Raw genomic sequence first — 20,364 nt, forward strand, 5'->3', positions numbered from 1 at the left:
ACCGACAAAAGTACAAATAATAGAATAATTATTCAACGTGTGTGCAGACTTTATTCTCACGTCATTCTAAAAAACTTATAAATCAACGGTTTTTAAGCATTTCACATCTAAAATCTTTGTTCAATATAAAAATTCAGTCTAATTTAGAGGCATGTTTTCGGCCAAAGAGATAGACCCGGAGACTTCATAGGGATCATTTTCGAGATATTAAAACACATAAAACACTAGGGATAAGACTTTTATTCTATCAAAAATATATGCTAAGCAAGCTAGTACCCATACAATATATATGTATGCTCTTTCTATTTTTATTTTTAAATAGTTCCTGCAACCAGACGACTCATCAAAAACATATATTAATCATACAATCTTATGAAAACGGATTTCCGGGATATAAAGAGATTAAAAAGATATTTGCCGAACAATTGCAGGAAAGGGACATAAAAGCAGAAGTTCACTCGCTTTATCTGGACTGTACTAAAAAGACAGAAAAACAACAACGGTTAGTTGTATATGAGAAACTGAATGCTTTGTCGTCGTGGAGTCCGGACATAATTCTGACTTGTGACGATCAGGCCCTGAATGCCTTACTTACCTGCGACCATCCTTCTGTTAAAACGATTCCGGTTGTCTTTACCGGAGTGAATTATCCGAATAAGGCTTTTATCCAAAGATTTCCCAATATGACCGGTTTTCATAACAAGCCGGATTATAAAACAAATGTTGAACTGATAGAACGACTCATCGGAAAATGTATTGTAGTACGTGTTACGGATGATTTTGAGACTGATAAAGTAATCCTGGCAGATATGGATCAACAAGTCAAGGATATCTGTAAAAATAACAATATTCTTTCAACCCAGGGAATACGGTTGTCCGGAAAAAATGGCATATCGATATCCAAAGACAAAAAGATAATACCGGATGCAATGTATATAAGTACCATCAACGGAAAAGCAACCCGGTCACTGGTAAAAGGGCTGGGTGAAAACTATTATAACAAAGCTTATCTGGCAATCAAGAGGGATTATCTGACCCTTTCGTTGGGGCGCTTCAGTTCTTTCCCCGGCTTTTCTGTCATCAACGAGATGATCGGTTATAATTATGGTGTGGTCGGAGGCTATGTGACGACACAAGAAGAGCAAACTATCCAGGCTGCCAACCGTATAGCCGACATATTGAACGGAGTGCCGGCCAATAGTTTTCCGCAAATTACAGAAACAGACAAAAAGTATGTCTTCGATTATAAGATACTGGATCAATGGGATATCAGCCTTAACAAACTCCCGGCCGGAAGCGAGATCATAAACATTCCTTTCTATATACGCTATCAGTTATATATAATATGTTTAGCCATTTTATTGGGAATTGTACTGATAGTCATTATCATTTATCAAAGGACATTATATAAAAGAGAGACAGCACATAAAAAGGAAGTACAGGAAAATTTGAAACGGGAAAAGGAATTTCTTTCCTTTGCCCTGGAAAGCGGTAATATATTTACGTTCCGTTACAAAAATGGTATCTTTTATTTTGATAAAGAGTTTTACCATTATCTGGATATGCCGGAAAAACCGATCAGTGCAGAAGAGTTCAGCAATGCCATTCATTCGGATGAACAGGCAGACTTCCAGCTGAACAGGTATAAACTGGATCACGGCTTCCCTTCCCGGCAGATTACGAGGAGGAGATACGACTTCAACAAAAAAGGCCATCAGTGGTGGGAATTCCGGTATGCACAAAACACGAACATTAATACTGCAAACAACGACTATTCTGTCGAAGTAAACGGTCTCTGCCTGAATATACAGCAAATTAAAGAATCGGAGATAAGTCTGACCAAAGCGTTGAAAAAAGCGGAAGAGTCCGATAAGATGAAATCTGCGTTTCTAGCCAATATGAGCCACGAGATACGCACACTGCTCAATGCCATCGTCGGATTCTCCCAGTTGCTCAGTTCGGATATGGAGCTGGAACAGGAGGAGAAGAATGAGTTTATCAACCTGATCAATACAAATAATGATTTGCTTCTTAAACTGATCAGCGACATTCTCGATTTATCACGTATCGAATCCGGACAGATCTCTTTCACTTATGCCGACTGCGATCTGAACCAGCTGGTGGAAGATATATTTAATACACACCGGCTACTTATGCCCGAAGGCGTAGAGCTGATCAAAGAAGTTCCGGTGGTTCCGGCTATTATCTATACAGACCGTTTCAGATTGACACAAGTAGTTACGAATTTTATTAATAATGCGACCAAGTTTACCACCCAGGGATATATCAAAGTCAGATACGAGTACGATGCTGAACACATCTTACTTTCAGTTGAGGATACAGGAAAAGGTATTCCCCGGGATAAGATAAAACAGGTGTTCGAACGCTTCCAAAAACTGGATGAGTTTGCTAAAGGAACAGGCCTCGGACTGGCAATCAGCCTGAGTATAATAAAGACATTCAAAGGGACTATTCTCCTGGATTCAGAAGAAGGGAAAGGAAGCAAATTTACTATTTCGCTGACGATAGCCCTGCTTCTGCTTCTTTGACTCTCTTAAGGGAAAGGAAGCAAATTTACTATTTCGCTACCTTATACTCCTCTATAAAGCGTTTATTGGCTTTAGCTTCCTCAATCCATTGAGGTACAACTATTTTAAGGAATTCTTCTTTGGCTGTCATTTCCGATTGGATATCCAGCCCGATGTATTTCTGTGCTTTCTCTTTTGTTGAGATATCCGGCAGAGGAACATCATCGTTGTAACCATGTTTACTCAATACTTCCTTTACTTCCAACCTGGCTTGCATTGTTTTATAAAGGCCGTCTCCCAATATACGTTCCACTTCCTGGGGAGCGTGAAATGCGGCACCATGTGAAGCTATACAAAAGTCCCAACGCCATTGAGCCTGCCGCAATAACTTAAGAACGGGCTCCATCTGTTTCTCCGTGGCTCCCCTATCCCAGGCAAACTTCGCTTCGATATGTGCTTTCACCAGTTCCTTTTCCAGGTGGGTTCGTATCTCCATCACCTTGTTCTGCCGGGTATATACATCCTGACGAAGTACATCCGCACTTTGACGGTGACAAGACTGGCAAGTTTTTTCGACCATAGCCAACGGACTTTGTATATGATGGTTATTATACGCTCTCAGTTCTTCTTCCATATAGGGCATATGACACTCGCCGCAGGAAACGCCTCTACGGGCATGAATTCCCATCTGTGCCAGTTCATAATCCGGATGCTGGGCTTTCAATATGGGTGCTCTGCTTAATTTATGGGTAAAATCCGTAAAGCCGATCTGATCATAGTAGTTTTCAATCTCTTCAACCGTATATCCGTTATCCCACGGCAAAACGACTTCTTGATTTTCTCCTTTCAGATAATATTCTGCATGGCACTGGGCACAAATAAGTGAACGCATCTTTTGGTTAGAGGCATTCTCTATTGGATTATTCCCCCGTTTCAAAGCATCGGTCAGAAAGGAACGGGAAACTCTCAGATCCATGCTTTCCGGATCATGACAATCTGCACAACCGACAGGATTGACTACTTCTGATCCCCAATCATACCATTTCTTTTTGTAGAACCCCTGCAAACCGATCTCATCCACCAACCGGGAAACGTCCAGGCTTTTACATGACCAGCAGGAAGCCGGTTGCGGACCGTCATTTGCCTTTCGGGGAGAACCCGTACGCAGACTATGATGAAGATCATCGATAGCATACATGTGTCCCCTTGGAGAATAATAACTTTTGGAAAAACCGTAGCCTGCCCACAAAATAACCATCGCAGGTCGCATAGCCAGAATATCTTCCGCCTGGTTCCCGTTATACAAACTTTTGAAAGTAGTATCTGATGTGTTCTTCCAGCTTTTATATTCACTGGAGTTGGATAAATTCAATTCATCGGATTGGAGACTAGCCTCTATATCTCTGTTGTCCACCTCATCAACAAATGTGATCTTTCCCTTATTAACATAAGAATATCCGGTAGTCACAATTAAAATGGCTATCGCAATTACTATCAGTAACACCGTAAAATGCCCTACACCAAGTGTTTTCTTCATGATATATTATTGCTTGTATCAAACTCCTGCTTCTAAAATGCAAAAGCCATTGATTTTTCTGCTGTTTTTATCAGATTACAAATGTAGTAAAAAGAAATTAAGCTCCAACAGAATTTTGATAACTATAAAATAATGACGTATTTTTGCACCATAAATAAATGAACTTCTATGCGTATTGACATACTAACCGTACTGCCGGAAATGATCGATGGAATGATAAACTGTTCCATCGTAAAAAGAGCACAGGATAAAAACCTGGCCGAAATACATTTACATAATCTACGTGATTACACGACCGACAAGTGGCGGCGCGTGGATGACTATCCTTTTGGCGGTGAAGCCGGAATGGTCATGCAGATCGAACCGATCGACCGGGCTATATCTGCATTAAAAAGCGAACGCGACTATGACGAAGTTATTTACACTTCTCCGGATGGGGAAACATTCAACCAGCCGATGGCGAACAGTATGTCGATGCTCAACAATGTGATCATCTTATGCGGTCATTATAAAGGGATTGACTACCGTGTCCGGGAGCATCTGATCACCAAAGAAATATCCGTTGGCGATTATGTGCTGACCGGTGGCGAACTAGCAGCGGCAATCATAACGGATGCCGTCGTTCGATTAATCCCAGGTGTAATCGGCGATGAGCAGAGTGCCCTCTCCGACTCTTTCCAGGACGACTTGCTGGCTCCTCCGGTTTATACACGCCCGGCCGAATATAAAGGATGGAAAGTACCGGATGTCCTTCTTTCCGGCCATCAACGTAAAATTGAAGAATGGCGGTTACAACAGTCGCAGGAACGGACAGCTAGGTTACGGCCTGATTTGTTGAAAGATAAATAAACTCTACAGAAGCCGGATCAATTTAAATTGATCCGGCTTTTTGTTTAAACCACATTTCCACACTCCCCATTAGTTAAAATAGATAAAAAACCGAATCCATTGTAAGTACCCTCCTCCCAATTCTTGTCACTCTAGTAAAGTTATATATCATAAAATTTAAATGATGATTACAGAAAAATATTCAAGCAGACTTTACTTATCAGTGGTAATTATGATTATGTTCGGATTTACATCTTGTAATAATACGGAACACAATACACTGACAGATCAGGAAAAGGCAGAAGGGTGGCAACTCCTGTTCGACGGCGAGACTTTAAATGGTTGGCGTGATTATAATGGCATAGCCCTTACCGGACCCTGGGAAGTAGTAGACGGGACTATTCAGGCAAATGGTCATGGTAGCGATGCCAGCGGTTATATTGTAACCGACAAAATGTATGAGAATTTCGAAATCACGTGGGACTGGAAAATATCAAAAGGAGGAAATAGCGGGCTATTATACCATGTTCTGGAACGTCCGCAATTTGCAGTTCCTTATATTACCGGCCCGGAATATCAGTTAATCGACGATGACAATTTCGCCGAACCGTTAGAAAACTGGCAACGTTGTGGAGTTGATTATGCAATGCATCTACCCGACTTCTCAAAAATCACAATCAACCCGGCAGGACAATGGAACAACTCGAAGATCATTTTTGATAACGGACATGTGACCTATTTTATGAACGGTAAAAAGACCATCGAGTTTGATGCCTGGTCTGACGACTGGTTTAACCGCAAAAACAGCGGAAAATGGGGGCATGCACCTGAATACGGATTAGCCCGTAAAGGATTGATTTGCCTGCAAGATCATGGTTACCCGGCATGGTTCCGTAATATTAAGATCAAAGAATTACCCCGAAAAGCAGAAGAAGTTAATTTATTTAATGGCGTAGATCTTCAGGGATGGGAGAAATACGGAACAGAATTATGGTACGTAAAAGACAGCCTTTTAATATGTGAAAGTGGCCCGGACAAACAGTATGGATACCTGGCTACACGCAAATATTACGATGATTTCGACCTTACCGTTGAATTTAAACAAGAGTCTGACGGAAACTCCGGAATATTCATCCGCTCCTTTGTCGAAGATGATGTCAAGATAAACGGCTGGCAGGTGGAAGTTGCTCCCACCGGTTTCGATACAGGAGGTATTTATGAATCTTACGGCCGTGGCTGGTTAATCCAGATACCTGACGAAAAAGAGTCTATTTTAAAATATGGTGACTGGAATACTATGCGCATCAGAGTACAAGGTGAGAATGTACAAACCTGGCTGAACGGTGAGAAAATGGTCAATATCAATGATGAAAAGATCGGTGCCGGACAAGGACGTATCGCTTTACAGATACATGATGGAGGTGGTATTAAGGTTCTCTGGCGTAACCTTCGTTTAGTTACTTTATAAATAAAACAAATATAGTTTTCTTTAATTTTTAATAGTTATGAAAAACATTTCAAGAAGAAACTTTTTAAAGACAGGAGCCATAGCGGCGGCAGGTCTGACTATCGTTCCCGGTTCTGTATTAGGAAAGTCTTTTGGACATACGGCACCCAGTGATAAATTGAATATTGCAGGTATTGGTGTTGGTGGTATGGGGCGTCGTAACCTGGCAAATATGAATACAGAAAATATTGTTGCCTTATGCGATGTGGATTGGGGATATGCCGATAAAACATTTAAAGATTACCCGCAGGCCAAACGGTTTAAAGACTGGCGCGTCATGTTTGATGAAATGGGGAAATCGATCGATGCAATCATGGTCGCCACACCGGATCATACTCATGCAGGTGTTACCGCCCATGCAATTACACTGGGAAAACATTGCTACACACAGAAACCCCTGACCCATTCCGTATATGAATCACGTCTACTGACAAAGCTGGCTAAAAAGTACAAAGTTGCTACACAGATGGGGAATCAGGGTAATTCCTTTGATTGGTGCCGTCAAATTGCCGAATGGATACAGGCTGGTATCATCGGTGATGTATATGAGGTACATTGCTGGACAGACCGCCCTATCTGGCCACAAGGTTTGATGCAACCGAAAGATGCACCGAAATGTCCGAAGACATTGGATTGGGATCTATTCATCGGCCCGGCACAAAAACGTCCGTACAATCCAGTCTATACTCCGTGGAACTGGCGCGGATGGTGGGATTTCGGTACCGGGGCTCTCGGTGATATGGCCTGTCATATTATGGATCCGCTTTATTGGGCACTGGACTTGAAATATCCGAGCAGTGTAATCGGTAGCTCAACCTTGAGTAACCTGTATTCACCCCCACATGCTCAAATTGTGACTTACACATTTCCGGAACGTCCTTCTAAAGGGAATGTCAAAATGCCGGAAGTAAAAGTTTACTGGTACGATGGCGGCCTTATGCCTCCACGTCCGGAAGAGCTGAAAGACGGTCAGATGATGGGTGACGAAAACGGAGGTATCATCTTCATCGGAACAAAAGGGAAGATCATGACCGGATGCTACGGTATGAATCCGACATTATTACCAATCTCGGATATGGAACATTTCAATCAGCCCAAGCCAACGATAGCCCGAATAAAAGGGGGAAACGGTGATATATGGTCTACCAATGCACACGAACAGGACTGGATCAGGGCTTGTAAGGAGTCACCGGAAAACCGGACAGAAGCATCTTCCAACTTCCAGTTCTCAGGGCCTTTCAATGAAATGGTCGTAATGGGCGTTTTAGCCGTTCGCCTTTCGGGTCTACAGGGATTGCACCGGGAGTTACAATGGGATGGGGAAAACATGAGGTTTACCAATATCTCTCCGACAGATAAAATAAAAATTGTAACGGTAGACGATTTCAAGGTTATCGACGGAGATCCCCGTTTCGATCGCCGCTTCGCTGAATTCAATGCGGCAGAGATGGCAAATGAATGGATCAAACATACATACAATAACGGATTCTCCTTGCCAGAAATGCCCAAATAATCATTAAAACAGTAAATCAGTTATGACAAAACAACTACTCAAGGCTTTTATAGTCCTGGTTTGCAGCCTGTTTACATTTTCGTCACAGGGGCAGACCAAAGCTGAAAAGAACGGATGGCGCCTGGGAATGCAGTCGTATAGCTTTCATTTATTCACTTTAACTGAAGCTCTCGATAAGACACAGCAACTGGGATTGAAATATATTGAAGTCTATCCGGGCCATAAACTGGGAGGCAAATGGGGAGACAAAATATTTGATTTCAATCTGGATAAAAAGACTCAAAAGGAACTAAAGGAACTGGCTGCAACGAAAAATATAAAAATTGTAGGAACAGGCGTTTATGTTGCGGAAAAATCCTCTGATTGGGAAAAGATGTTCCAGTTTGCAAAAGACATGGATATGGAATTTATCACATGTGAACCGGCATTGGGCGATTGGGATTTAGTAGAGACACTTTCCAAACAGTACAATATTAAAATCTCAGTCCATAATCACCCCCAACCTTCTGATTACTGGAAACCGGAAAATCTATTGAATGCAATATCCAAACGCAGCACATCTTTAGGCTCCTGTGCAGACGTAGGTCATTGGAGAAGAGAAAATCTAAACCAGATCGATTGTCTGAAAAAGCTGAAAGGACGTCTTATCTCTTTACATTTTAAAGATATAGCCCCTAAAAAGGAGGGAGAAAAAGAACAGCATGATGTAATTTGGGGCACTGGCATATTAGATGTAAAAGGCATGCTGAAAGAACTAAAATCCCAGAATTTCAAAGGTGTGTTCTCTATTGAATATGAATATAATTGGGAAAATTCAGTTCCCGATATTAAAGAATGTATCAGATATTTCGATAAAGTAACTGAAGATATCTTATAAGATAGGTCATAGTTTACAGGTAGTATGCATAGGTCTGAATAATACCAGGCCTGTGCATCTATCTTCATAATAAAAACATTCGACAAGAAAATGACATCTGATGAGCAAATAATCACACAGATTAAATTAGGGGATGTATCCACTTTCAACTCTTTGTTTAATTCAGTTTATATCCAGTTATACATTCATTGCCGGAAATTCATATCCGATCCGGAGGAGGCTAAAGACCTTCTGCAAAATGTCTTTCTTCATTTCTGGGAGAAAAGGGACTCTATTGATATTCATACTTCTTTAAATGCTTATTTATATAAATCGGTACAGAATGAATGCTTAAACCATTTACGTACTCTCAAAACGATCTATACAACAGAAAATAAAGACTCTGATGTAAACAAGGATAAAATAATAGAGAATACAAATCCTTTTTCTGAACTAACAGTTCTTGAAATTGAACAAATAACAGAAAACACAATAGAAGAATTACCAGATCAATGTAAATCCATTTTTAAACTTAGCCGTGTAAACGGATTGAGAAATCAGGAGATTGCCGATTCGCTCGATATCTCAATACGAACAGTAGAAACACAAATTTACAGGGCACTTAAGATTCTAAAAAACAGGCTGAAAGATTATTTGGCTTCTTAACAAATTTATCACATAAAAAAATAAAACAATCTTGTAAGTAGTCCATCCCGTAAATGTGTCATACTTAGAGAAAGGGAAAAGTAAAATAGAAAAATGAAGGAGTATATAAAAAATATAATTGAAGAAAGTTTGATCAATGAAGTAGAAGTCGATAAAGAATGGGAACGCTTGCTATCGTCCATTAACACGAACAAGGGAAAGCCATCCTTTTTTATCACCCAAAAAAAAGCACTTCATCAGATCATGAGGTATGTTGCGGCTATTTTCATTGGAGCCGGACTATCTTTTGCCACTTTCTATATTATAAATCAAAAAGCACCCGCAATAATAGGGAACTACAAATTAGTGACCTTGAAAGGAGAAAAAAGCTACCTGCAACTTCCTGATGGTACCAAAGTATGGTTAAACTCCTGCACGACTATTCAATATGCAGAAGATTACGGCCATTCAAACCGTGATATCCACCTGAACGGAGAAGCCTATTTCGAAGTTGCTCCCAATAAGGAAACACCATTCATCGTGAAAACCAATGGGATTAATGTAAAAGCAGTCGGGACGGCTTTCAATATATCTGCCTATGCGGAAGACCCTCAACTGATAACCACACTCTTCAGCGGAAAAGTAGCCGTTCAGCCCACACTTACCAAACAACAGGTTATGCTTACCCCCAATCAGGTTGCTATTTATCATAAAAGCGGGAATAAGATAGAAGTAACCCCTTATGATAAAAAATTATTTGCCCAGTGGCGAGGCGGGTATTTATCTTTTGAAATGATGTATCTGCAAGACATCACCAAACTGTTGGAACGGAATTATAACGTAGTATTTCGTTACAACAATCAAAAGATCAAGAAATTAAAATTCAGTGGAAGTTTCCGTAACAGTGAAGACCTTACCCAAATTCTGAATGTGATCAAAACAAACACTGGCATTCAGTACCAGATAAAACAGGATACTATAGTAATCAAATAATACACAGTATTAACCTTTAAAATTAAATTGCTTATGAAATAAGACTGAAAAATATCTTTTCTGTTTAATGGCGGTTCATTCCGTCAAAGGTAAAATTTATTACTAATCTTAAATTTACAAATTATGGCAAATCATTCAGGGAGCTCCGGAAGAGCTAATTTGGGCACCCTTAAAAGATATACGATTATAGGTTTGTGCCTGATTATTTTTCAATTAAATGTGGTTGCAGCAGCAGCCCAAATGATTTCGTTAAGTATCACGAAAGGTACCATTTCCGATGTTTTTAAAGCGATAGAAGACCAAAGTGATTATAAATTCTTTTATAACAATAAACAAGTCAATATCAACGATGAAATAGATATCAAAGTTCATGACAGTTCCATAGAGAGCGTTTTAGATAATATCTTCAAAGGAACAGATATTACTTATAAGATTGTAAAAAACCATGTCGTTCTCACGAATAAAAGAATTGAAGAAACTCAATCAGAGTCAGTAAATCAGGATAAGAAATCGGTATCCGGTAAAGTTACAGACCAAAACGGAGAGCCTCTTATCGGAGTAAATGTGGTTGTAAAAGGAACGACAACAGGAGCTATGACCGATATTGACGGTATATACAGACTGGAGAATGTTCCGACTAATGCAACCGTTGAATTCTCATATATAGGCTATGTTCAACAAAGCGTAAATATTGGGAACCGGAACAGGTTGGACATTATTTTATCAGAAGATACCCAAAAGCTGGATGAGGTAGTTATTGTTGGCTACGGTTCTTTCAAGAAAAGGGACTTAACAGGAGCTATCACCCAGGTTAAAGGGGATGAGATTGCCAACCTGCCACTTCGCAGTGCAGCAGATGCTTTACAGGGAAAAGCCGCAGGTGTTACAATCACTGCCAGCTCCGGTAGCCCAGGTTCTTTGGGCGATGTACGTATCCGTGGTGTAGGAACGATCAACAACAATAATCCTTTATATGTAGTGGATGGCTTACCTCAAGACGATATAGGTTGGCTAAACGCACGCGATATCGAAAGTATCGAAGTGTTGAAAGATGCATCAGCCCAGGCTATTTACGGTGCTCGTGCAGCCAACGGTGTGATCCTTGTCTCCACTAAACGCGGTGACTCGGGAGAAAGTTACCGGAGCAATATCGAGTTTGATATGAATATTGGTTTCCAGAATATCCCCAAACGATACGATGTATTGGATGCCGAAGGTTTTATGGAGTATAAGAACAGAGCCTATACAGCTGCCGGTAAGGCATTGATCGATGACTTCTCCACTCCTGAAAAACGGGAACAGATCCTCTCCTTCCTCGACAAAAACGGAGGACGTGAAGGAACGGATTGGTGGAAAGAGACGACAAGAAAACCCTCTGAAGCAATTAATCAGAATTACAACCTGGCATTTTCCGGAGGTCTTAACAAGCTTAGATACCGCAGCAGCTTTGGATACATGAAGCAGGACGGTATACTGAGAGGCTCCGACTATGAACGTCTGTCCGGACGTTTAAACATGGACTCCGAAGTAACCAAATGGTTGAATTTATCAGCCAATGTGAATGTAATTTATGAATCCAGAAGGAACCTCGATGAGAATAATTCATATACGGCAACCGTATTCAGTACGATCAGTGCCGACCCGATTACGCCCGTGTACAGAGATAACCTTACCGATATTCCGGATTTCCTTCAAGCCCGCATCATGGGAGGATATGAACCTACCAATCCCTGGTCGAGATATACAGGTGTTATTTACTCGAATAAGCCGAATACAGTGGCACAGGTAGACCGCATGGCTCAGAATAAATGGCATGGAATAGCTACAAAATCAAACATTTCAGGAGAATTCAAGTTATTCCCGTTCCTAACATTCAAGTCTAGCATCGCTTTAGACCTGAACCGTAATCAAAGCGACGGATTTACACCTAAATATTATCTGGATGGAGATGAATACAGTACCTATGCGACAGTAAGCCGGGGAGTTTCCAACACAGACTATTGGGTCTTCGATAACTACCTTACTTATAATCAGAAATTCAACAAACATTCCGTAAGTGCTATGGCCGGTACCTCAGCCGAAAAGAAACGTTATGAATATATCGGTGCATCCAAGCAGGGTATGGTCAATAATGATCCAAGCCAGCAAATTATAAATGCCGGAACCCTCAACCCGGGAGCTAGCGGATATGTTGTAACAAACTCTTTGAATTCATACTTTGGCCGTATATTCTATTCGTTCGATAATCGTTATATGCTTACAGCCAATATCCGTTGGGACGGTTCTTCCCGCTTTGCTGACGGAAACAGATGGGGATGTTTCCCTTCTATCTCTGCCGGATGGAATTTTTCGGAAGAAGCATTCATGAAAAACTTCGACTGGTTATCCCAGAGTAAGTTAAGGATCGGCTGGGGTGAGATCGGTAATCAGACTATCTCAGACGGTGCCTATCTGAATACTTTCGGAAACGGTAGTTACTATATCTTTGGAAATCCTTACACGACCAGTTTATACGGAGGACGTGCACAGGTTGGTAATCCCGACTTAAAATGGGAAACGACCCGCCAGCTCGACCTTGGTTTAGACATGGCATTCTTCAACGGTTCCTTACGAGCCAGTTTCGATTATTTCAATCGCAAGACACAGGACATGCTTGTACAGGTACCTGTCCCGACCAGCCTTGGATATCCGAATGTACCCTGGGTGAATGCAGGTAGTGTCAGCAACAAAGGCATCGAATTAACCATAGGATACAATGGCAAGATCGGTAGTGATTTTAAATATGCGATCGACGGTAATATCTCGACTTACCGTAACAAGGTGGAAAGCCTGGGCAGCGGAGCTAATATACCGGGAAAAGGAATCCATCTGGGATATTATACTTATACAATGACCGAACCGGGCATGCCTATCGGCTATTTCTACGGGTATAAGACAGACGGTGTATTCCAGACCCAGGAAGAGATCGATAATTATAAAAACAATGGACAAGTCGTTATGCCGGGAGCCAAACCGGGCGACCTGAAGTTTAAAGACCTGAACGGAGACGGTAAATTAGATGACGAAGACCGGACAATGACAGGGAATCCACATCCGGACTTCACATTCGGTCTGACATTATCTGCCGAATATAAAGGTTTCGACATATCGGCTTTCTTCCAGGGATCAGTAGGTAACGATCTATTAAATGTATTGAAGTATGACATCTATTCCGGAACCGGATGGTATAATGCCCCTAAAGATATCCTAACGACTTACTGGAACGGGCCGGGAAGTACCAACAAAAACTTCGGCATCGATGCAGATAGCCGCATGAATCTGGAAATGTCAGACTGGTATGTAGAAAACGGCTCTTATGTCCGCCTGAAAAACCTGCAAATAGGTTATACATTACCGTCTTCTTTAACCAGAAAGATTACGATCGACAACCTACGAGTGTTTGTTGCCACCCAGAATTTATTCACAATAACAGGGTACTCCGGTCTTGATCCTGAAGTCGGTGAAATCAACAGCAACCCTCAATATAAAGGTTGTGATATGGGCTTTTATCCACAGGCAAGAACATTTATGTTCGGTGTAAGTTTCAAACTCTAATCTTAAAAAGAAGATATTATGAAATCAATAATAAATAAAGGAAAGCTATTTTTATCGATAGTATGCATTAGCTCCCTGACAGTTAGTTGTAGCTCCGATTTTCTGGACAGGCCGACATTAGGAACTCTTGATGAAACGACTTATCTCAGTACCGAAGATGCAGGATACAAAATGCTGGTAAACTGTTATCAACCCATATTGAACCAATGGGATTTTCAAACAATGAAATTCGATATCGGCGATCAGTTGACAGATGATTGTTCGAAGGGAGGATCGGATGCAGGCGACCGCTCCGTTATTACAGAAGTAACCCGTGGGAACCCTGCTGCCACCAGTAGTATGCTGACACAACTCTGGGATCACCGGTATAAACAAGCTATTTCCCCCTGCAACGTTTTCCTGTCATTAATAACTCCTGAAGTGCAGCTTATACAGGCCGGAGGCGCTTTAGTTTCCACCGAAACAAAGAAGCGCTGGATAGCTGAAGCACATTTTATGCGTGCATTCTACTATTTCGATCTGGCAATGCTGTTTGAAAATGTGCCGATTATCGATAAACCGTTAAATGTAAGCGAGAAAGAAAACATCACAAAAGCAAACAGGGAAGAAGTAATGAAGTTCATACTCGCTGACCTGGAAGCAGCAATAAATGAACCCAATCTGCCGGGAGCAAGTGTATTGCCGGCAAGCGAACTGGGACGTATCACCAAAGAAGCGGCATTAGCATTCCGGGCACGAGTTTATCTGTTTTACGGTAATTATGAAGCCGCAAAAGCTGATCTGAAAGCGGTTGTAGAATCCGGTTGTTATGAACTGATCGATAACTATGAGACTTTGTTTAATAGTGCGGAGAAAGGTTATATGTCTAAAGAAGCTGTATTTATCACTTTACGCTCTTATATTCCTAATTATACCAACGGTAGTGTTTGTCCGCAGATGAATACCGGGCGTGCAGGCGTTGGCGGTTGGGGCGGTGAGTGCCCCACGAACGATCTGGTCAGTGAATATGAAGTCGGCGATCCCCGCCTGGTTCATACGATTCTTTCTTCCGGTGATATTTTTATAAAATCAGACGGAACAGAGGAAGTCCATGATTATTCCGGATACGATAACTTCTCGCTGCAACATAGCCGTAAACAATATCCGGACTGGTCAAGAAGACCGATCGGGGATTTACAGAATACAGACTGGACATTCTATCATATCCGCTATGCCGATGTTCTATTGATGTATGCCGAATGCCTGATCGAAACGGGAGACGATAAGCAAAAAGCGGTAGACCTGATCAATCAGGTTCGCCATCGTGCCTTCGTCTCCAGTACAACGACAGACAGTTATGCCCAGTATCGTAAATTCAATATTCCGGAAGAAAACAGGATAACGGAAGAGGTATTTAATTCAAAGTATAAGGTAAAAGTATCCGACGATCTGAAGAAAGCGATCCGCCATGAACGGCGGGTAGAATTAGGATGCGAAGGGTTACGCTTGTACGATTTACTCCGTTGGGGAATATTCGTTCCTACCATGCAGGCTTTCGGTCAAACAGCCGAAGGTAAATATTCCGGAGCCGGAACACACGTAACAGATAAAACCTGGCCCTATCCTATCCCGCAAAATGAGATCGATTATGTAGGTGGCGCTTTAACTCAGAACGATAATTATTAATTATATTGAGTTTCATTGAAAAGGCTGAATTCTCTCGGAATTCAGCCTTTTACTCTGCTAACTACCTATTTTATCAAAATACACAAATTCTCTTTTTTCTGTCTGGCCATTAGCTGGGTGATATACAGGGAACGGGGAAAGATATTGATCTCGTTCTGTCCTTCCCAGACTCCTTCCGGACGATCGGTAAAATGACCGGGATATTTTTCTCCTTTCATTCCTATATTATAGTTCTTTCCCGAAGTCGAATGTGTCCCTACGGGCACGAAGTCGTCCGTTATCTTTGTCCTTGTGCCTTGTACTTCCTGCATACTGCCGGATAACAGGGAATACTCCTATTGCCATGATGATAACCGACCCGGCTGAAATCAGGAATTGTGTTACCTTCCTCATCCGGCATATAAGTTAATATTCCCTCATTACTGATCTTTACCAGATCGGATTGCCAAGCCGGAGATAACTTTGTTTGTGCATGAGAACAAACAACTGTTACCCCGGCTACCAATCCTACTACTATTTATTTAAAAGCGCTCATCTATATAATCAATCTTCGATAATGACACGGAAACCTACATTATGCACTTTCTGCCAGGGAAGATAAGACCGGCGATAGTAAGCCGTTGCCGTCTTCGGATGGTCAATCCATGAACCGCCACGTACCACCTTTTCGAGTCCGCTTCCCTGTACTTTCTCATTATAAGGATAAGGCAGATAGTCTGAACGAGTCCATTCCGCCACATTCCCCTGCATATCATACAAGCCCCACGGATTGGAACGGTAACCACCCCCTTTGACCATCAGCATATTGCCATCGTCTACCTGATTATCTTTCGGTTGATAGGTGTAATATTTGTACCACGGATCCGTAGGACTCATCGGTTGCGGGTCTACACCTCTTACAGCCAGTTTGTTCAATTGCTTATCCGCCATATTCTCATAGGCTGAAAAATCGGTATTCAATGCTCCGAACCAGAAATCGGAATCACTTCCGGCACGGCAAGCCCATTCCCACTGTACTTCTGTCGGCAAAGTAACTTTCAGGCCAGTCTTCCGGCTTAGCTCTTCACAGAAAGCCATCGCTTCCTCCCAGCTTACGCGAATAGCGGGTTGTTCCGGTTTATTGGCCGGATAACCTTCGTGCACATGGTCTTTCCATAGCTGGTTGATAAAGCGGCTGTTATGATCCGGATAAATTGTACGGAACTGTTCATTGCTCACTTCGATCTCTGCCATCCAGAAAGCTTTCTTCACCTCCTGTTTATTAGCCGGGGAATAATCGGAATGCCCTTTGTTGCTTCCCATCACAAACGTTCCGGCCGGAATACGGACAAAATTCATAACAATATCCGGTGCCAGTTCAATGCTTTTCTTTGTCTCCTGCTCTTTCGCCTGCATATTGGAAGCGATTGATGCATCGAACGGCCAACCTTTTATTTTGACTTCTTTATCCTTATACTCTTTCCGTTCCGGTTTTACCGGAGACGGCTTCGGCTGCTTACTCAGGTAGTCGGCATACGAACGGATTTCCTCTTGCCAGTCAACCCCGGAAGAGGCATATTTATTCGTCAGCTCGGTTCTGCGGCTGATCTGCTCCACACCTTTGAAGATGTTCGCTTTAAACTTACTATGATAAGGAGCATTAAAGTCGATCCAGTTATAAAGGGTCTTCCATTCCTTATCTGTTAACGCCACACCATGATGCCCGGTTTTCAGTATCTTGATTAAATCACTGGCCGATGCATGGTATTCATACGGATTCAGCACTTCGATCTCTGCTTCCGGCCCCTGACGGTGAATATACGGATGCAGGTTCAGATAACTTTCACCGAAACCGGAGAAGCTATCGATACGACCGCCTGTAAAATCAGCCAATTTATTTGATCCGTCATGGCAAGCGATACAGGCACGGTCGAGAATGGGTTGTATTTCCAGTTCGAATGTGAAGGGACGTTGTCCGCCTTCCGGTAACGCGATTGCGTGCGGTTTAATCGTTGAAGCCACTACCCGCTTCGGGATAGGTAACTGATTCTGGTCTTCGTGGCAACCGATACAGGATACTGTTTCTCCCGGCATACCGGTCAGCCAGCTTCGCATCCATTGCACAGCCCGTCCGCATGAGTCGAGCGGTTGTAGTGAGATCGGTGTATTTGCCGGGATAGTAAATAAAGCCGAGCCATCCTCTTCCACAGGAACCGTCCCCAACAGGCGTTTAATATCCCATCCGCTCTGAACGCCCTGCGCCCAATGGTCTGACGGAGTTTTATTATAAGCATATTCGTAAGACAGTACACGAAAAGCTTTTACCGTACCACGAGGTACGCCTTTTAATCCTTCACCCTCGTAAATATCCTGGATAAAGACCGTAGCTTCTTTCGTATCCGGTTTGGTTCGATCGGGAACGACCGGCGGGACAGGAGTTTTCTTTACCGGTATCGGATGGATCAATCCTTCCCCTTCGTATTCAGCAATCAAGGTCAGGTTATCATAAACATCGACCAGGTAAATCCCCCACAGGGCATTCTCATTCAGTTTGGCCGTTACCAGGAAATATTTATCATTCAACGGATAAGGTTTGATAAACTGCGGCCATACGCCATCCACCAGACGATCTTTTACGATCGGTTCGATCTTCCGGTTACGGAAAGGCAATTCCTGCACCATTCCCTGTACGGACTTACGTCCTTTTGAGGGATCGAACAAGATCAGACGACCGGAACGGGTCACTCCGTGATGGCCGGAAATAATTCCAATGAAACCTGAAGCCTGGCCGGGAATAGGCTTGGCATCGAACGTACTGTTCGGAAAATAAGAGCCACTGCCATAGAGCGCTTTCTGTTCCGTCCCGTCTGGATTCATGTGCATCACGAAACGGGAGAAGTAGTGCGTCAGGTCGGTATATTCCCAACGGGTGTACATTACTTTTCCGTTATTCATAAGTACGGGCGACCAGTTGGCATCCTGATCGAACGTCAGGCGACGCAACGATCGGTCTTCCGGGTTATAAAGCACCATATTGCCGACTTCATCATTTCCGTTCACACAGGGAACACCATTGTAACCGATATTGGATATAGCCATGATCTTGCCCGAAGGCAGCCAGGTTGCATCAAAGAACTCCAGATCCTTTTCCGGTGAGTCGATCAGTTTCTTTAAACCTTTCCCATCCAGGCCTATTTCAAAAACCTGCCAGCGCTTATCCGTATCGACCATAGAAAATAGGATACGGTCGGCATCCCAATGCAGCTTCAGGTCGGGAACGGATGATCCGTTATCCGGTTTGAAGACAGTGCGCGACCGGATATCCCCGCGAAGATTGGAGAGTTCGACGATCTCCGCATCAAATCCGCCACGGGCGGCAGAGGTCTGGTTCGACCAGTTATTGTTTTGCGTTCCCAACGATCGGGGATTGATCTGGCGGGCAGACGTCCCGATACGGTAACGGCCTACGATCAGTTTATCCATATCCAGTTCGGGATTAGCCAAGAGTATCTCCCTTTTTAAACGTAAAGCCTGTTGTGCTTCCTTTATTGTATTTTCATCGTTTGAATAGATACCGGAGAAACCTTTACCGGCCAATCCTTTTAATGCAGAAAGTTTGGATTGGTTAACGGCCTGGTCAAACGATTTATTCCGTTTCATATCATTGAAAGCCTCTTCGATAGCCTGTATGTTAAGCCAGCTCAAAGACTCCTGCAACTCGTATACCTTCATCGCATCCTGCGCTATGTTCAGATAAGCGATTACTTGTTTTGCCAGTTCCTTTTCCTGACCGGCAGCAGTAATACGGGTTGTAAAATAATTCTTGTCCGCCAGCAGGTCTACAACCGACCTGGCGATATGTTTCTCTATATCTGCATCATAAGTGGTGACTAACGCTTTCATGTCGCTTCCGGCAAACGGAAGGAACTGCGCCGACTCAGCCGGAAAACTGGCTATAATATCTTCGGATAACTCTCTGCCGGTTATCCCTTGCAAGCGGAATATAACTGTTCCTGCAGAAGAACGGTTTTCCAGTCCGATTTCCGCTTCGAAACGGACATATTTCTTATCCAGAGGAACAACGATCTGGGCATTGGCATTCGCCATGATTGTCCGTTCGTATGTTACTCCTTTCATAACGACCGGAACGTCTTTGGCGTTGGCATTAAAGACCAGGCGTCCCGTGCCGGTATCTTTGAAAGTATCTTTCAGGTCATTCAGCCAGACGGAAGAGCCGTCGGCAGCAATTAAGCGGGCGTTTGCCCATACAGCCTGGTCGTCGGTTGTTCCGTCGACAGTTCCCCAGGTGTAAAGCACCATTTCATCCAGTCCGGTCACATCGGCGGTGAACCTTTCGGCAGCCTGTTTTGCTTTTACGACTTTCGATGAAACCGGCAGACTGTTTTTCTTCATCTGCTCGTAAGCATTCTGCTTGGCAGCAGCAATTTTCTCCGACCAGGAAGCGAATGTAGTCCCCTTCTTTCCTGGCTTTTGAGGAAAGGCGAAAAGCGACAAGGCCAGACAGGCTGACAAAATAATTAACTTCTTTTCCATGATTCTATCTCTTATATTTTACTATTTGCCGCACTATCGGTTTAATATAATTTCCGGCTGTTACTGGTGACAGTGTGTCACTAACGCTAGTGACAGTGCCTCACTAACGTTGGTGACAGTGCCTCACTAACGTTGGTGACAGTGCCCCACTAACGCTAGTGACAC

13 protein-coding genes are annotated in these 20,364 nt (G+C 42.8%); 9 read left to right on the top strand and 4 right to left on the bottom strand.

Annotated elements, in window-relative coordinates:
- The first annotated feature begins 293 nt into the window (after nt 1-293).
- Nucleotides 294-2,549, top strand: a complete 2,256-nt coding sequence (locus HMPREF1212_RS15355) for a sensor histidine kinase (protein ID WP_046149931.1) — start codon at nt 294-296, stop codon at nt 2,547-2,549.
- Nucleotides 2,550-2,577: 28 nt separating this feature from the next.
- Here the strand turns inward: HMPREF1212_RS15355 and nrfA are convergent, their stop codons facing one another.
- Entirely contained in the window at nt 2,578-4,065 is a 1,488-nt protein-coding gene (gene nrfA, locus HMPREF1212_RS15360) for an ammonia-forming cytochrome c nitrite reductase (RefSeq protein ID WP_046149932.1), read from the bottom strand.
- A gap of 168 nt (nt 4,066-4,233) precedes the next feature.
- On the opposite strand from nrfA, the gene trmD reads away from it, so the two are divergent.
- The 8 genes from trmD to HMPREF1212_RS15405 all read left to right on the top strand — a co-directional run bounded on the left by trmD (nt 4,234) and on the right by HMPREF1212_RS15405 (nt 15,666).
- Entirely contained in the window at nt 4,234-4,914 is a 681-nt protein-coding gene (gene trmD / locus HMPREF1212_RS15365; protein WP_028730393.1) for a tRNA (guanosine(37)-N1)-methyltransferase TrmD, read from the top strand.
- 211 nt (nt 4,915-5,125) lie between these two features.
- A complete protein-coding gene (locus HMPREF1212_RS15370) occupies nt 5,126-6,361 on the top strand; it encodes a 3-keto-disaccharide hydrolase (protein ID WP_232430109.1) in 1,236 nt (411 codons plus the stop codon).
- Between the two features lie 37 nt (nt 6,362-6,398).
- A complete protein-coding gene (locus HMPREF1212_RS15375; RefSeq protein ID WP_046149934.1) occupies nt 6,399-7,913 on the top strand; it encodes a Gfo/Idh/MocA family oxidoreductase in 1,515 nt (504 codons plus the stop codon).
- A 22-nt stretch (nt 7,914-7,935) separates the two neighbouring features.
- Nucleotides 7,936-8,790, top strand: a complete 855-nt coding sequence (locus HMPREF1212_RS15380) for a sugar phosphate isomerase/epimerase family protein (protein WP_028730390.1) — start codon at nt 7,936-7,938, stop codon at nt 8,788-8,790.
- 90 nt (nt 8,791-8,880) lie between these two features.
- Nucleotides 8,881-9,435, top strand: coding sequence for an RNA polymerase sigma-70 factor (locus HMPREF1212_RS26720; RefSeq protein WP_082099895.1), 555 nt, complete (start codon nt 8,881-8,883; stop codon nt 9,433-9,435).
- Nucleotides 9,436-9,528: 93 nt separating this feature from the next.
- Nucleotides 9,529-10,407, top strand: coding sequence for a FecR family protein (locus tag HMPREF1212_RS15395; protein WP_046149935.1), 879 nt, complete (start codon nt 9,529-9,531; stop codon nt 10,405-10,407).
- Nucleotides 10,408-10,647: 240 nt separating this feature from the next.
- Entirely contained in the window at nt 10,648-14,001 is a 3,354-nt protein-coding gene (locus HMPREF1212_RS15400) for a TonB-dependent receptor (RefSeq protein ID WP_369800840.1), read from the top strand.
- 18 nt (nt 14,002-14,019) lie between these two features.
- Entirely contained in the window at nt 14,020-15,666 is a 1,647-nt protein-coding gene (locus HMPREF1212_RS15405) for a RagB/SusD family nutrient uptake outer membrane protein (RefSeq protein WP_046149936.1), read from the top strand.
- A gap of 65 nt (nt 15,667-15,731) precedes the next feature.
- Here the strand turns inward: HMPREF1212_RS15405 and HMPREF1212_RS27355 are convergent, their stop codons facing one another.
- The 3 genes from HMPREF1212_RS27355 to HMPREF1212_RS15415 all read right to left on the bottom strand — a co-directional run bounded on the left by HMPREF1212_RS27355 (nt 15,732) and on the right by HMPREF1212_RS15415 (nt 20,199).
- Nucleotides 15,732-15,884: a hypothetical protein gene (locus HMPREF1212_RS27355; protein WP_232430111.1), complete on the bottom strand. Its 153-nt coding sequence runs from the start codon at nt 15,882-15,884 to the stop codon at nt 15,732-15,734.
- A 7-nt stretch (nt 15,885-15,891) separates the two neighbouring features.
- Entirely contained in the window at nt 15,892-16,059 is a 168-nt protein-coding gene (locus HMPREF1212_RS27360; RefSeq protein WP_232430112.1) for a hypothetical protein, read from the bottom strand.
- 150 nt (nt 16,060-16,209) lie between these two features.
- Nucleotides 16,210-20,199: an SUMF1/EgtB/PvdO family nonheme iron enzyme gene (locus HMPREF1212_RS15415; RefSeq protein ID WP_046149938.1), complete on the bottom strand. Its 3,990-nt coding sequence runs from the start codon at nt 20,197-20,199 to the stop codon at nt 16,210-16,212.
- Nucleotides 20,200-20,364 lie beyond the last annotated feature (165 nt).

Source organism: Parabacteroides sp. HGS0025 (assembly GCF_000969845.1).
In the GTDB taxonomy this organism is placed as follows: domain Bacteria; phylum Bacteroidota; class Bacteroidia; order Bacteroidales; family Tannerellaceae; genus Parabacteroides; species Parabacteroides gordonii.